General features: G+C 41.6%; 16 protein-coding genes and 1 pseudogene. 2 read left to right on the forward strand and 15 right to left on the reverse strand.

Annotated elements, in window-relative coordinates; all coding sequences use genetic code 11:
* Window positions 1-125: 125 nt before the first annotated feature.
* From ACOMG9_RS14535 to ACOMG9_RS14550, 4 genes are all read right to left on the reverse strand, one after another.
* Window positions 126-623, reverse strand: a complete 498-nt coding sequence (locus ACOMG9_RS14535; RefSeq protein ID WP_494528996.1) for a CvpA family protein — start codon at window positions 621-623, stop codon at window positions 126-128.
* 112 nt (window positions 624-735) lie between these two features.
* Entirely contained in the window at window positions 736-1,020 is a 285-nt protein-coding gene (locus ACOMG9_RS14540; protein WP_422134180.1) for a ComEA family DNA-binding protein, read from the reverse strand.
* A 465-nt stretch (window positions 1,021-1,485) separates the two neighbouring features.
* Window positions 1,486-1,875: a type II toxin-antitoxin system HicB family antitoxin gene (locus ACOMG9_RS14545; protein WP_448217397.1), complete on the reverse strand. Its 390-nt coding sequence runs from the start codon at window positions 1,873-1,875 to the stop codon at window positions 1,486-1,488.
* Window positions 1,872-2,120, reverse strand: coding sequence for a type II toxin-antitoxin system HicA family toxin (locus tag ACOMG9_RS14550; protein ID WP_448217398.1), 249 nt, complete (start codon window positions 2,118-2,120; stop codon window positions 1,872-1,874). The genes ACOMG9_RS14545 and ACOMG9_RS14550 overlap by 4 nt, the downstream gene beginning before the upstream one ends.
* Before the next feature lie 408 nt (window positions 2,121-2,528).
* On the opposite strand from ACOMG9_RS14550, the gene ACOMG9_RS14555 reads away from it, so the two are divergent.
* Window positions 2,529-2,963: a DUF29 domain-containing protein gene (locus ACOMG9_RS14555; RefSeq protein WP_422134183.1), complete on the forward strand. Its 435-nt coding sequence runs from the start codon at window positions 2,529-2,531 to the stop codon at window positions 2,961-2,963.
* Between the two features lie 69 nt (window positions 2,964-3,032).
* Window positions 3,033-3,467, forward strand: coding sequence for a DUF29 domain-containing protein (locus ACOMG9_RS14560; RefSeq protein WP_448217399.1), 435 nt, complete (start codon window positions 3,033-3,035; stop codon window positions 3,465-3,467).
* On the opposite strand, the gene ACOMG9_RS14565 is transcribed toward ACOMG9_RS14560, so the two are convergent.
* From ACOMG9_RS14565 to ACOMG9_RS14615, 11 genes and pseudogenes are all read right to left on the reverse strand, one after another.
* Window positions 3,464-4,024, reverse strand: coding sequence for a Uma2 family endonuclease (locus tag ACOMG9_RS14565; RefSeq protein ID WP_494528997.1), 561 nt, complete (start codon window positions 4,022-4,024; stop codon window positions 3,464-3,466). The genes ACOMG9_RS14560 and ACOMG9_RS14565 overlap by 4 nt on opposite strands.
* A gap of 90 nt (window positions 4,025-4,114) precedes the next feature.
* On the reverse strand, window positions 4,115-6,145 hold the full coding sequence (locus ACOMG9_RS14570) for a polysaccharide biosynthesis protein (protein ID WP_494528998.1): 2,031 nt from the start codon (window positions 6,143-6,145) through the stop codon (window positions 4,115-4,117).
* A 222-nt stretch (window positions 6,146-6,367) separates the two neighbouring features.
* A pseudogene (locus tag ACOMG9_RS14575) lies at window positions 6,368-6,475 on the reverse strand (IS5/IS1182 family transposase); the annotation flags it as partial.
* 224 nt (window positions 6,476-6,699) lie between these two features.
* Complete coding sequence (locus tag ACOMG9_RS14580; RefSeq protein WP_494528999.1) at window positions 6,700-7,248, reverse strand: sugar transferase; 549 nt, start codon at window positions 7,246-7,248, stop codon at window positions 6,700-6,702.
* A 1-nt stretch (window position 7,249) separates the two neighbouring features.
* Window positions 7,250-8,212 carry a UDP-glucose 4-epimerase family protein gene (locus ACOMG9_RS14585; protein ID WP_494529000.1) on the reverse strand — a complete coding sequence of 321 codons (963 nt, stop codon included), beginning with the start codon at window positions 8,210-8,212 and terminating at the stop codon, window positions 7,250-7,252.
* A gap of 85 nt (window positions 8,213-8,297) precedes the next feature.
* Entirely contained in the window at window positions 8,298-9,431 is a 1,134-nt protein-coding gene (locus tag ACOMG9_RS14590) for a glycosyltransferase (protein WP_494529001.1), read from the reverse strand.
* Between the two features lie 12 nt (window positions 9,432-9,443).
* Entirely contained in the window at window positions 9,444-10,082 is a 639-nt protein-coding gene (locus ACOMG9_RS14595) for a NeuD/PglB/VioB family sugar acetyltransferase (RefSeq protein WP_494529002.1), read from the reverse strand.
* Complete coding sequence (locus tag ACOMG9_RS14600; protein ID WP_494529003.1) at window positions 10,079-11,734, reverse strand: glycosyltransferase; 1,656 nt, start codon at window positions 11,732-11,734, stop codon at window positions 10,079-10,081. The genes ACOMG9_RS14595 and ACOMG9_RS14600 overlap by 4 nt, the downstream gene beginning before the upstream one ends.
* The gene (locus tag ACOMG9_RS14605) at window positions 11,725-14,016 is read right to left on the reverse strand and encodes a glycosyltransferase family protein (protein ID WP_494529004.1); all 2,292 of its coding nucleotides are present in this window, start codon (window positions 14,014-14,016) and stop codon (window positions 11,725-11,727) included. Before ACOMG9_RS14605 ends, ACOMG9_RS14600 begins: the two co-directional genes overlap by 10 nt.
* Window positions 14,017-14,769 carry an ABC transporter ATP-binding protein gene (locus tag ACOMG9_RS14610; protein WP_494529005.1) on the reverse strand — a complete coding sequence of 251 codons (753 nt, stop codon included), beginning with the start codon at window positions 14,767-14,769 and terminating at the stop codon, window positions 14,017-14,019.
* Window positions 14,766-15,545, reverse strand: a complete 780-nt coding sequence (locus tag ACOMG9_RS14615; protein WP_494530393.1) for an ABC transporter permease — start codon at window positions 15,543-15,545, stop codon at window positions 14,766-14,768. The genes ACOMG9_RS14610 and ACOMG9_RS14615 overlap by 4 nt, the downstream gene beginning before the upstream one ends.
* Window positions 15,546-15,572 lie beyond the last annotated feature (27 nt).

Raw genomic sequence — 15,572 nt, forward strand, 5'->3', positions numbered from 1 at the left:
CCTGAAAATCGGCTCTCCCCGCATTTTATGCTTTTGGTTGGCTTTAGAGCCTGTTTTTTCTCAAAAGTTCATTGAAAGCACCCCCTGGACGTTTGCCTGTTCCCGGGAAGCTTTCAGAGATTATTTCAACCGGCTTGCATCAATGGTTCAACCCACTGGACCACTGTTTGCCTGGACCAGTCTGCAAGCAGCAAAAAGTGGGGCAATAATACCGAATCTTGCCATGCTTCGTCATTCTCTAATGGGGCAAATGTCATTAGTCCCACCACAAGCACTACAAGCAGGCAGCCTCTGAGCCCTCCGAAAACCATACCCAACACCCTGTCAGTCCCAGTAAGGCCAGTGGCTTCCACCAATTCTGCAAACAAACGATTCACTAACCCCCCCACCAGTAGAGTTGCGACGAAAAGCAGGATTGATGCGGAAATTACTCTAACGGATGGGGTCTCTACATACTGGGTCAACAAGTTGGCAACACTGCCGTTAAAAGTCCAGGCCACAAAAATAGCCACTACCCAGGTCAGAAGAGAAAGGACTTCCTTAAAAAAGCCACGTTTAAGGCTGATAAGAGAGGACACAGCCACTATGGCCACAATGACCCAGTCGATCCAGGTAAACGTCAAAGGAAAACTCCTGCATTAGTCTTTATTCGGGTCAGATTATCGGTTTTGGAACAGCTACTCAACACACAAAAAAGCCCGTCTCTATGGACGGGCTTTTTTGTGTGTATTATTCCTACTCTTCAAAAATTATTCTGGATTCGTTTTTCTTCATAAAGGCTTCACCGATGAACTTCACCTGATCAAGGTCATCCATATTCTTGTAAGGACCATGGGCTTTGCGGTGTTTGACTATCTCTTCTGCTGTTCGTCGGCCTACACCTATAAGCTTTTCGTCCAGTTCCTGAACGGTGGCTGTGTTGACATTAACGACCCATTCTTTTTCGTCGCTATTGGCAAATGAGCCTGCAGAGAACATCAAAAGACTGGAAAGAGCGATAGCTGGGAAAAAATTATTCATAATCAAACTTCCTTATTGATTATTTGAGTTTGGCTTTAGATATTTCCAAAACCGTTATTTTCAGTTCTAGACGGATTTTAAAAAAAAACCAAACGCATTGAAAAAAAACTATGACTATGTCAGAGCCATTTGGTGTAAACGACTGATTTTATAAAGAACTCGGGACAGTCTCCAAAATAAGTACTCAGACAGCGAAGCCAATGTTTTGACAATATAAAAGCATGAATAAAACTATTTCTTCAGGCTCTGACAACAAAAAGTCAAGAGTAAAACAAACCCTCAGGAGCCTTTCGGATTGATGACTTAGAGTATGAATTTCAGAACAAAACGAGCCGGATTATTGAGTGCACTCATGGCTACAACCAGTATCACCTATCGATTCTGTATTAAACTACGCTCAGCCCTATAAATGAAACTTGATGTCCGCCCCGTCCTAAGGGACGGTTTTTTACGCTCACTCGATAATTAATTAATCGTGTTGGTGCTAATCCCTTTGCTTCTTTCCCTGGTTAGCTTTTCCTCTATCGCCTCACAAATGAACGCGTTGATAGACTTTGGCCTTGTGTGATTAAGTGGTGCTTCGAGGATGGCTATGGCCATGGCCTTGTGAAGTTCCTCACCGACGCGAACATTCAGCGAGCCCTTGAATGGTTTATCAGGGGCTTTGCCCAGTTCCTCACAGTCTTTCAGGTAGTCATCTACTGACTGCTGAAACTCCTCTATCAGCTTTGGCAGCGTGTCCGCTCCATAAGTAATCAGATCTCGGATGAAGGCTACTTTGCCAAACAGCGTACCATCATCAATCTGTGGCTCTATTGTGCCTTGATAGCCCTTGTATTTGAGGTATTGAGTCATGACAGATGCCCCTCGTTATCCAGAAACTCGATGAGTGCCTTCAGGGCTCCCCCTTTCAGATTTTTGTCCGGGTGTGGCCTGTGCAGTCTTATCATTCGTTTCGTGTTTTTGTTGTAAAATCGTACCCGTGAGCCAGCCTTTTCCTCCTGCTTGTAGCCAAAATACTTCAATAGTGAGCAGACATCTTTCCATGGAAAGGTGTTCGGGCCTTCCTTCAGTTTTTCAATGTTCTTTTTCTGAGCCACAATATTTGCTCTCCAGTATGCGACTAATTATAGTCGCTTGGCTCTCTGTGGCAACTGCCAAGCTTACATCCCCTACCCAGTTCGGTGGGGGTCTTACTCTGAAGTTCGATAAAAGCATGAATAAAACTATTTCTTCAGACTCTGACAACAAAAAGTCAAGAGTAAAACAAACCCTCAGGAGCCTTTCGGATTGAAGCCTTCAAGTATTAATTTCAGAACAAAACGAGCCAGAGTATGAGTACACTCATGACTGCAGCCAGTATCATCTACTGATTCTGTATTAAACTACGCCCAGCCCAATAAATGAAACTTGCACTATCGTTATCGGTGCAGTTTTGATTCGTAAGGTGCAAGGTGGGTAAGATAGACTGTAGGAAAGTTTGATAATGGACAAAGCAGGTGGCCTATATGCGTGACTTGTACGATACCGACTTTTACAGCTGGACTCAGAGGCAAGCAAAACTGATCCGTGAAGGTCGCCTCGCAGAACTCGATCTGGAAAATATCCTTGAGGAAATTGAGAGTATGGGTCGCAGTGATTACAGAGCTTTACAATCCCGGCTGGAAATACTCTACATGCACTTGTTGAAATGGAAGTATCAGCCAGAAAAAAGGCAGATGGGTCACAGTTGGGAACGCACCATTCGTGAGCAACGAAAACAGGCACGACGAATTCTCCAGGATTCTCCGGGTCTGAAAAACAAAATTGATGCCATGCTTCCTGTCGCTTATAAAAGAGCCGTCGAAGATGCTACTGAAGAAACTGGACTATCACCTTCAACCTTCCCCAAAGAGCGTCCCTGGAGCTATGAGCAAGCTATGAGCCCTGAGTTCTGGCCCTGATAATTCTCCAGGCAATAATATAAACTGAAAGGTGACTATGAAATCTTATAAAAACAGCAGGTGATCTTTGTGCGTGATTTATACGATACCGATTTTTACAGCTGGACCCAGAGACAGGCAAAACTGATCCGTGAGGGCCGACTCGCAGAACTCGATCTGGAAAATATCCTGGAGGAAATCGAAAGCATGGGGCGCAGTGACTACAGGGCATTGGAATCCAGAATATGTTTGCTTTTCATGCATTTGTTGAAATGGCGGTACCAGCCTGAAAAAAGACAAACCGGACACAGCTGGGAAAGGACTATCCGGGAGCAACGCAAGCAGATCAGACGGATTCTAAGAAAAAATCCAGGACTGAAAGGCAAGCTGCCAGAAATTCTGCTTGAAGCCTACTCCGACGCTATGGAAGATGCCTCAGATGAAACAGAACTCCCCTCCACTACTTTCCCAAAAGAATGCCCCTGGAGCTATGAGCAGGCAATGGATCCGGAATTCTGGCCTTAATGCTCAACTCTTCTAATATCCTTGTAGATATCCAGAACAGAAAGTTCGAGACCGACTGAGCGCAACAGCAAAGAGTCTCCTCCTCCGTAACGCTGTGTACACCATTGTCCTCCTTCCCGTCGGTGTAGATCCACCAGAAGCTCGTATAGAGAAACCAGCATGTATTCTTCCAGAGTTGCTATTTGAGTATATGCCTCAAGTTTGGCAAAACGATCATGCTGTTCTGTAGATTTTGAAAGGATCTCAATAATCAGTTTTGGATTCTCTTCAATATAATCATCACCAGAGCCACTGCCACAGGACACCATTATGTCAGGGTAAAAGAAGATATTATCGTTTTCAGAACCTGCACTGACTTTCATGTCAGAAGCAAAGACATCACAACCTGTGCCAGACAGATGCTGATGAAGCCTCGTTGCAAGAGAAACTGTTAGCAAGTTATGCTTTCGACTGCCACTCACCATAGCAAAGACATATCCATTGATGTACTCGCTTTTCGATTCAGCCGTCTTTTCAGACTCTAAATATTCATCAACGGATAACAGTGGATTTCTCATAGCGTTTTTGCATCTGGCTCACTGATCATTATGAAATATGAGCCGTTCAATATAGACAGGGATTTAGCAGACATCATAGCAAACGACAGCTCAATGGTAGCTCAGAACTTCTCGCTCAGATTTTGATTCGGTTTGCCTGGACTGATCCATCCAATCCACCACATCAGAAGTTGGATTAAAACCATTCACACAGCTGGAAAGCAGATCTCTTAGATCGGTAAAACGCCCACTTCTCGCCACTTCAAAAACAGTTTCCAGGGCCAGCCTATAGTTACTCCATAATTCTTTGCTTTCCATAGCCATGCTGATTTTAGGATGACTGGTACCTGTCACATTGTCTCCAATCAACAGTTCTTCATAGAGCTTTTCACCAGGGCGTAATCCTGTGTAGACAATTTCAATATCGCCTTCAGGGTTACTTTCATCCTTCAGGGTCAAGCCAGATAAATTAATCATACGCTTTGCAAGGTTGGCTATTTTGACAGGTTTCCCCATATCCAGCACAAAAACCTCCCCTCCGCTGGCCATCGCACCGGCTTGAATCACCAGAAGTGCAGCCTCAGGAATCGTCATAAAATAACGGTTAATGTCTGGGTGAGTCACTGTCACAGGACCACCGACCCGAATCTGTTCGCGAAACGCTGGTATAACTGAACCACTCGAGCCCAATACATTTCCAAACCGCACCATTGTAAAACAGGTATTAACGGGTATTTTTGTTTCTGGCCTAAAGCCAAACCTGTCGGAATGAAACAGATTTACTGAACTTTCATCAGCCAATCCCTGCAAAGCCATTTCTGCCAGACGCTTTGAGGCACCCATAACATTTGTGGGACGTACTGCCTTATCGGTAGATATCAGGACAAAGCGTTCTACCTGAGCAACAATGGCGGCTTGTGCCGTATAAAGCGTACCCAAAGTATTATTGCGTAAACCTTCTTCAATATTTTGTTCAACAATAGGTACGTGTTTATAGGCAGCAGCATGATAAACCGTATTCACAGCAAATCTTCGCAAGGTTTCAATTAACCGTTCCGGATTGTTGACCGAACCCAGCACTGCCGCAAGCTGTACCGCTTTACAGTCATTGGTACTCTTTTGCGTTTTTATTAAATCCTGCTCGACAGAATATAAGCTGAACTCACTGTGCTCATAAAGCACAAGACATAAAGGTTTCTTTTTAAGAATCTGACGACAGAGTTCAGAACCGATAGAACCTCCTGCCCCAGTCACCATGACAACCTTACCGGTGATACATTTCTCCAAAAGCTCTTGCCTTGGCTCCACCTCGTCTCTTCCAAGCACATCACCAATATCAACTGGCTGAATTTCCTGCATTTTCATGCGGCCGCTGGCCAGGTCAGCCATGGCGGGTATAGTTCGAATAGGTAGACCATGTTGTTCAAGAGTATGAACTATCTCCATTCGCCTTTGCCTGCTCGCAGAGGGTATAGCCAGTAACACCTCCTGAACACCTGTCTCCTGAACCATCTGCTCAAAACATAATGGTCGGTATATGCGCCTCCCTTGAATAGCACGACCAGCATTGTCCTGCTTATCATCTAAAAAAGCGACTGGCTGGTATTCAATCCCTTTGTCTAAAGCGGACATTACCTGCACACCTGCAGCGCCTGCGCCATAGATGGCGACAGGAATTCCCCTGCTCGAGTGACGCTGCCTGCGAGGGAAAAATTCAGGGAAAATATCTGCTATGGATTCCTCTAATAACCAGCTTCTGATTAGATATCGAGAGATCGTCATTGTTGGCAGCAGCAAGAGCCAGTATATAAAAGGGATAGAGCGGGGAATATGCACCTGTCCGAAAAGAAACCCAGCCAACATCAGACAGATGGCAGCATAGGTACAGGCTTTAAAGATAGCGATAATAGAGTCAGACCCCATGTACCGGAGCACAGCACGATAAAGCCCCATTTTAACCAGAAAAGGTAAGGTGACTGCAACAGCTAAAATGAACGCAGGGTAATATTGAGAAAACGAATCCACCACACTCAGGCGAATATAAAACGCCACCCATAAACATAGAGTTATCGCTCCAGTGTCAAACAATAGTGCAACCAGACGTTTACCCGAGCGGGGGAGGGACAGCAATATTTGGCGCATTTATTACCTGAAAATCAATTGAAAGAAACTATGCGAACACAGAGAATAATCATGAGAACCCGCACCCAGCAATAGCTTCAGACAGGTACTGTTTGCTCATGGCTGCCTTTTTCCGTTTACGCTTCAAGCCTGCTTTAAAGGTTTTGGTATTGTTCAACATATTAAATGCCATATATCGAAAAACTGTGAGCATTTCAGCTGCACTACCCCTTCTTAATCGACAATCATCTTCTCTCTTTCATGTAGGAGTTCAATGGTCTTATTCAAATCATGTTGATTAGCGGCAGCTGTCTTCAAAGTGTGAGTCAATCTCGATGATCTGGCATCGACCAATGCTCCTTATCTGAAAACAACAGCTACGTACATAAGCAAGAAGTTGATTTCCTCAAAAATAGCTTTCGGAGATGTTGTTTTTAGCGCAGCTGGCGAAAATGCATGATAGTCGCTCAGCACAGGGTAGCAAGACCCAAAATAAACCTGCGAACAAGCGCACCGAAGTGATTTCATAAAGCAAACCCTGCATACCTTCGCTGCATTCGCAAGTTCCTCATTGCTCAACGGACCCGGTCTCCCTGACCCCTCCCGGTCGCAGTCATCAAAATATATTGAAAATAATCCCGGAGGGTTAAAGATCGGATCATTTGGCTGTCTGTCTCTGCCAGCAGTTCAGGTGTTGACATATCAATGTGGCTGATTTGCGCGAGCCCGGTAACGCCGGGTAGGACATCATACACACCGAGTCGTTCACGGGCTTTAATCAACTCTACCTGATTAAACAAATTCGGCCTTGGACCTACCAGACTCATGTCGCCAACCAGAACATTCCAGAGCTGTGGCAGTTCATCCAACTTGGTTTTTCGAAGGAAACCTCCCAGCGGTGTGATGGAAGATGAACAGACGAGATGACTGGCAATAGAGACAGTATCTTCGTGCATGGTTCGAAACTTCACAAGAACAAACGGTTTTTTATTACGTCCCACACGTTCTTGCCTGAACAGGGGTGAACCGGTATCAAAAAGGCCCATAATATAAATCAGAAGAAACAAAGGTGAGCCAAGTATCAGACCAAATGAAGCCAGCAGGCAATCGAAAAAACGAAACACTTTATTGTTGACCTTTGGAATAAGACTCAACGGTAGCCCGGATACTCTGCTCCACAGAATAAGTCGGTTGCCATCCTAAAAGGTTGATTGCCTTTGCCGGGTCGACCTTTAAATCACCAATTAGCTTGTCTACCAGATCTCGTTTACCAACAAGTCGTGCAACTGCACATAACAAGTAGGCCGGAACTGGAAATAGACGAGCAGGTCTCCCAAGCGAGCTTCGTAATAGACTAACCTGCATGGCTAACGACAAATCATCATTATCTGAGATCAGAAAGGTTTGGTTTGCTGCTGCCGGATGGTCAATACATGTGACGATAAAATCCACCAGATTGCCAACGTACACCATACTTCGGCTGTTGTTTATAGCACCGAATGGTAAAGGCAGTGAGCTATTTGCGAGCTTCATAAGATTGAAAAAATTAGCCTTAACGCCGGGACCATAAACCAGAGGTGGACGAATAATGACCACTTCCATACCGGTTTCAATGGCAATACGACGCAAGCCGGTTTCAGCTTTCCATTTTGAAATGCTATAAGGATCCTGTGGAACAGGCTTGGACTGCTCGGTAAAAGCGGGTAATTCGGTAGTGGTTTCACCGTTGACTTTTATGGTGCTAACAAAAATGAAACGTTTAACACCCGCTCTGGCAGCTTGCACAGCAAGGTTCAATGTGCCGTCAGTATTTATCTTTTTGTATTCATTGAGCGGATCGGTGGATAATTCTTTCACGAAATAGGCACGGGCGGCCAGGTGGATAACAATCTTGATATTGTTTAAAGCCAACTGCCAATCAGTTGTACCGTTAATATCGCAGATGGTTATCATGTTTTTTTCAGAGACAAAATCAGAAGATGAAGCTGACTTTCTTACCGCACAACGGTAAGCTAGCGCCATAGTCTTCAATTTGCCGACCAGTGATTTACCTATAAAGCCACTGGCACCGGTAGTTAATATACTCACGATTTGGAATTATTCTATGAGGGTTAGTCTGATAAAAGCTAGTCTTGCTGGGGCGAAAGAAAATTTCGCCTCGTATCGAAATGTGCTATTTTTTCTCCTTCAAAATTTCCCGATATAACTGAACATATCGTTCACCCATCAAGGCACCGGTAAACTCTTGTTCGTAACGGACTCTGGCTGCCTTTCCCATTTGTTCAGCATGTTCAGGGTTATGGTGCATTGCCTCTATGGCGTTACGCAAGGCAGCTGGATTTGCTGGTGGTATTACATACCCGGTTTCACCATCCTGATTAATATAACTGGTACCAGTACCAATTTCCGAAGAGATCAGAGGTTTGCTATACATGGCTCCTTCCAGCAAAGTAACCCCAAAAGCCTCAGAGCGAATATGGGAAGGAAAAACCACACCACGACATAACTTCAAAAGTGCTACCTTTTCCTCATCACTGACCCGTCCAAGAAAACGGACATTAGTTAAGCCTGATTGTTGAGCTTGATTCTTTAATTCTTGTTCAATAGGCCCTGTTCCGGCGATCACACAAGGAATATCAGTTCCTTTTAAAGCATCCAGAAGAATGTGAAGCCCTTTGTAATAGCGCAGAACCCCAATAAACAAAAAGAAACCCTCTCCATAAATGGTTTTCTGGGCAGCCAGTTGTTCATCAGTCAATACAGGATAACTATCGTGATTAAGCCCGATTGGCATCACCGTTACTTTTTCAGCATACTGCCCTAGCACTTCACTGCTGGCAAAATAGTTTTGTGATGTTGGCACAATCCTGTCGACACTTCCCAAAAACCGATTCATTAGTGGGCGATAAAATTGCAGCAAAAATTTCTGTCGGACGATATCCGAATGATAGGTAACTAATGAAGGTTTGTTTACCCGTGAAACAAGATGGAGAAAGTCGGCAAACGGCCAAGGGAAGTGGTAGTGAACGATATCTGCCCACTCGACCAAATCTCTGAAACCCTTGAAAGAACCCAGACCAACACCACATGACGCGACTTCAAACGTTTTTCGAAATCGGTAAATAGTGGCCTCAGCACGCTGGATGACCGATGGTTCAGGTTTATCACTTAAGAAAAGAACCCTGCTTTCTATCTGATGGGGGTGGCTATTAAGACAGATCTGGCGGATAACTTCTTCCAGTCCGCCTTGGGTATCAGGAAAGTAGGTTCTATAAACATGTAAAATATGTAATTTAATGTGTGACAAAACTAATTCGACTTACTCTGTTATAACACTTGATTTCTTACGCGCGGGTATACCAATGTATGTACCTGGCTGTGTTATAGATTGAACGACTACACCAGCAGCACCAATAATCACATGATCACAAACATCGACCTGATCGATCAAAGTTGCGCCAGCACCCAGTAAAGAGAAAGAGCCTAAGCTACTGCTGCCTGCAACAGTCGCATTTACTGAAATATGAGAAAAATCACCAATAGTACTATCATGCTCTACGATAGCACCTGTGTTGATGATGCACGATAAACCGATAGATGCTTGAGGGCCAATGTGTGCGTTATGACCTATAAAACATCCATCTGCAATCTGGCACCCTTTTGCAATGCTTGCCAATGGTGAAACCAAAGTAGTAAGTTTCATGCCAAAGCTGCTTATTAGGTTGACTTGTTGTTGACGAATAGTACTGTTGCCTGCTGCTGCAAAGGCTTTTCGATCTGGCAGCAAACAAGCCCTATGCTGTTTGAGTACAGGAAAACCAAGGTAAGTCTCATTTTTTTCGGCGTTTTCATCGATAAATTCTAAACTCTTATACCCACAAGAGAGAGCTAAATCAGCAACGCTTCTGGCGTGCCCTCCGAAACCGAAAATTAACAAGGTATAATTATATTTGTTCATTGATTATGAAGTTTCGTATATGTATCAGCTATATCATCCATAATTTTTAAATGTTCATTAGCCACATCACCCCAAGTTCTTTTAGTCAGCTCTGAGTAGGCTTTTTGCTGAATAGTTAATAAATCATCTAAATTACCTAATGCCCATTCTATGCGGTTAGCAATATCCTGCCAGGCATATGGATCGAAAAGAGATAGCTCTTGTATCTCTTTACCAATCAACACTTCCTCTGTGACTGGTATCCTTGACATAACAACAGGAGTATTAACAGAAAGAGCTTCTGTAAAAGTAAATGGGCACCCACCTTCACTAAGGCTTGGATTTACAGCTAGGTCAGCCAATCTATAGCATGCTGCTAACTCAGAGACATTAAGGCCGTGTAGAAAAATCACATCATTTTCTAAATAATGTTTTTTTAAAAACTCCTCTACTTCTGGTAGTCCAACAGGGTTACAAGTCATAACTAATTTGTGACGAATAAAACGCTTTCGTAACAAATATTCATAAGCTCGCAGAAGATTTATAATGTTTTTATTTGGCCTAATCTGACTAGCATAAAAAACAAATTTCACATTAAAGTTCTGAAAACTTGATGTATAAGTATTATTAAAATTTGTACTTTTAAATGCTTGCAAAAATATTTTTTGGTAGAAATCCTTTAAAAATACCTCAGAACATTTCTCTTCATAAGAGTTGATCAAGGCACTAAGATCATTAGGCGCATGATGTATAACAGTTATATTTGACGGTTTAATCAAGTATCGATCTACCAATGTTTCCCATTTGACATTTTCACTGTATGTTACAAAATTACTCCCGCCATTGATTGATGAATTAACCATATTAAAGGTCTCTAAAAATCGATCACCACCTACATCGGAAAACCCAATAGGAAAATCAGTCAAGACGACATCAGGAACACACATCAACTTAGGCGCTAAAATTTTGTTAAATGAAGGCCAAAAAGCTGTAGGGCAGTACCAAGACCGTACATCTTTTAGGTTATTTGCTATGTTGATCATCCGTTGAATTTCAACATGCTCCAGCTCCCTATACATTCTAACCAAATGATCATTATTTTTTGGTGCTATAAATACATCATGGATTTTAGTAAGAATATTATTAAATAATTTTCGAAAAATTGAATACAATTTACCCAATGTGAAATTAATTAATTTGAGACAGGATAAAAAAACCAATAAAGGCAGTGCTAACACAGCCAAAGGTATAACAAACAAAACAGGTGACAGATACTTAATAAAAGAGCTATATGTGTAAGCTTTTAAGGAATTAATCAATGGCACTTTGATTAAAAACCGTCTAGCGTTTTCGATTATTAAATACAGTCTGCCGAAACTTGGGCCCAGCTTACTTTTTCGATTTTTAATAAAAAGCAGTTTTTCATATAACCTAAGCACAACAGGTTTTTGAAGAGGACAAATAATTTCAAATCCATTTTGAGAAACACCTTCCGAAGAAAACAGTTTTTCTAGTCCTTCACGTGACCAACTTGGACAAACAATAATAAATTTTATGTCTTCACGGATTGAAGCACCTTTCAGAAATGAAGCTAGATATCGGCCAAGGCCTTCATATCGGAGATCTACCGTTGGAGGATATGCTAAATATATTCCGTATTTTTTTAAAGACATTGGCGTATTGATTTCCAGTAACTTTGTGATAGCTCACTCACACTCTGTGAAGATAGTGTTTCAATTGTCGGTAGTGTCGCTCGGTACTCCAGATAATTTCGCTCCATTTCCTTCAGGCTTATCGCCATGGAGCGTGCATCGTTTGCGTTCATCCAAGCAAGGTTAAGAGAAAACTGCTGATCAATTTCACGCATAGGAGGATAGTCACTACTTAATGATGGTACTCCTAAGCTTGCTGCTTCAATAACGCTGAAAGTGCCATTATCTATCAAAGCAGGATGCCATAAAAATGCGGCCCTAGAAAGCAATTCTATATATTGTTTATTTGATAAATTCCCCCTACATGAAATAGATTTCTGGTAAACATGTTCACTATTATTCAATAATGGCCCAGCTTTTTTTATATACTCATTTGCATCATCGAATAAATCATCAGTTCCAACGCCTGTAACTTCGCAATGAAATTCACCCTGGAGTTCACAATAATAGATCTGTAGTGCCTTAATTGCTCTGATATGGTTTTTATGTTTTGCTTTATTAGTGGTCCAAATAAAATAAGGTTTACCTTCTGTCGTTATCATTTTTTTGCATTGATGGAAAGTTGGTGCAAGCATGGGTAACTTTTCTACTTTATCAGCACACACTCCTGCATACTGGGTGACATCCTCAAAAGTAAATTTAGTAGTAACTAAAACTTTATCTGCTGAACGGACTGCATCCAGAAAAGGCTGGTCTATGCCTACGTCCATAATTGCTAAGTAACGCTGAAGATAATCGTATACCATATAAACTACTGGTCTTATAGGTAATAATGTACCAGTTAATCGATCTGATACTATAACCCATAAATCACAATCTAGAAGTTGCTTAATACCGTCATCAATAACGATATAGCCATCATGAGTTGGTTCCCAGTCGTCGAAACCAGCATAGCGCATAGCTCGTCGAGCACTACTACCATTTAAGTTCTTCCATTTAAATGAACGACACTTGATCGAGTTATGCAAATCATCAAAATCACTTTCAGAATAAATATTCTTATCCTCTAGATGAAGGAACACAACTTCAGCCCGTTCACCAGTTTGCTCGCTTCCAATCCGTATCGCTTCAGCCAACAACTTAGCACCTCGCAGGCTACCACCATGATATGCAATAGGCAAAATGACAGCAACTCTAGGCTTTCGACGCAATCGAGTATCAAGAATTTGTTTCTGTTCTTCTAGGCTATTTAATATACTCTTACTAAAGTGTTCCTGCCAAATATACTTAGAATTTACTGCTTTGACTGATTGCAGTAGCATTCTCTGTGATTCTCGAACAGCTTCAGTTAGCTTGGTATCACCAGCCAACAACTTCCTAACTTTTTTCTTTGCTTGGCTTATAGAAGTGCATCTGCCAGGTAGTTCAATTCCACCCAATTTATCAAGCAAACCACCATCCATATATATAATTGGTATACCGGCTGTTAATGCATCAAAGAGCTGATAATCTATTTTATTTGACTGACACGGTAGATAGAGCATTGCACGATGCTCACGAAATACACGAGAATAGCTTACTTTTGAATTAGAATTACTTAGAGCAAAAAATTTATCATCAGCAATCTTACCAACATCTAAAATTGTGTGTGGTATATCTCCAAAATTCATCTGGAAGTAATTATTTTGATTTTCAGAATAAGTTAAGGTTAGTGTTTTTGCGTTTATTAATAGAATTTTCTTTACTGCACCTACCCATTCATTTGAGTTATCTTCTAGATTCAAACCTACAGGCAAAAAGCAGCTTCTTCTAGAGAGAAAGATTGATTCAGCATGTTGCATATATTCATAACCAGTCCCAAGCCAAAATCGATGACCTAGTTCTTTGATTTTACTCACCAAACTTTCACCAGCTAACTCATATATAATTTTTGAGCAAGTATCATTTTGTAAGTGCTCAAATATTCTTAATATAATAGAGCCTTTAAAATTACTGATGGTAGATTGCAATTGTTTTAGATGAAATCCAATAAATACAATATCGAAATATTCATTAGCAATATCCCAAGCTTCAGGACTTGGTGAATTATACCAGTCCTGTTCATTGAGAACGCTCAAGTTATCTTCAGGTATTGTCAACCTCGAATCTAGACCAAAGTCTACACTTGCAGTCAGCTTACTTTCATCGTAAGGGAACTTCTTTGGTGTATATATTTCATCTATACCGAGAGTTTTAAGCTGCTCTATTTCGAACTTTCTAAGATTTGTGTGGTTTAATAACCAAAGTACCCGATATTTAGTCATTTAAAGGCCATTAATCTTTTTATACTGGCTGATACCTTCGTGAATTTCACCATCAAATATGATTTCACCATGATGAAAGAGCAAACCACGTTGACAAATTTCAGTTAAAGCACTGAAATCATGAGATGCCAGAATCAGAATTTCAGATTGTTCAATGAGTTTAAGTATGCGTTGCTTTGCTTTTGCCATGAAGTTGGCATCTCCAGCGCCAATAACCTCGTCTAACAATAAAATATCACCACCAACAGCTGTTGATATCGCAAAAGCAAGGCGAACCTGCATCCCCGCAGAATAGGTTTTTATTGGATAATCTATAAATTCACCTAAACCTGCAAACTCAACTACTTCATCCTCTATATTTCTCATAAATTTAGGTGAGAGCCCTAGTAATAAACCGCGGTATAGAATGTTTTCCCGCCCTGAGGCATCCGGTTCAAAACCAAGGCTCAAGTCAAATAACGAACGCACCATCCCACTGACATCTCTCTTACCTGTTGTAATAGGGTAGAGACCCGCCAACATCTTAAGGAAAGTGCTTTTGCCTGCACCATTATGACCAAGCAAGCCTACACGTTCACCCGGATGAACTTCTAAACTTATGTTCTTTAGTGCATGTACATCTTGAATTGCTGTGCCGGCAGTTCGTCTTGACGTAAGAACTGAACTCATTAGTGATTTTAATGAGCGTTCTTTAAATGAAGTGGAGGAATAGTAAAGATTAACATCTTCTAGTTTAATCAGGTTTTTATTCATAAATAAAAAATAACTTTTTTCTCTGCGCGCAAACCAACCAATACAGCTAATATTGTTGCAACAAGAATTGACAAACCGCAAAAAGCAAAGTTTTCAAGTGTAGGCCAGTTTCCTCGTAGCAGTGGTGCACGTACGATTTCTAGCAGATGATAAACAGGGTTATAATCAACTAACCAACTAAGTTCACCACCTCGAAAAACTTTTGCTTCAAAGTAAATAGGTGATACAAACCACATTGCCTGTAATATAAGGCCGAGTGCATGTGGTAAGTCACGGAAGCGTGTAGCAGTGTATGCTAAAACAGTAGCAATGGGCCATGTGATAAGAATGAGAATTGGAAAAATAGTAATAGATGCAAGCCATGACCAACCGAAGTTTCCAGGCATTACAAATAGCACCCATGTTATAAGACTCAAACTTGCCAAACTAAGTACCATAATATTAGTAAAGACCGTTCGAAGTGTATAAATTGCTAATGGGTGCCGACATTGCTTTATGTATGCATCTGCTTGAACAAACGCTAAAGCACCACCAAGCATAGTTGCAGTCACAAATTCCCAGATAATCATACCTGAAAGAATGTAAGGCGCATACTCACGAATTTCAGTATTGAAAATACGACTGAAGACAATCGATAGTAATGCCGTCATTCCCAAAGGTTGGATAATGGTCCAAAATAGACCAAAGAATGACCTGCGCCAGCGTGATCGTAAGTCTGAAAATGATAAGTGAGTCCAAAAAAATCTGGTTCTCCAAATGTTAAGCACATAATGCATCACGAGTTTAAACCTAAGCAGCTTGAT

The organism is Endozoicomonas sp. PH6C (genome assembly GCF_059322965.1).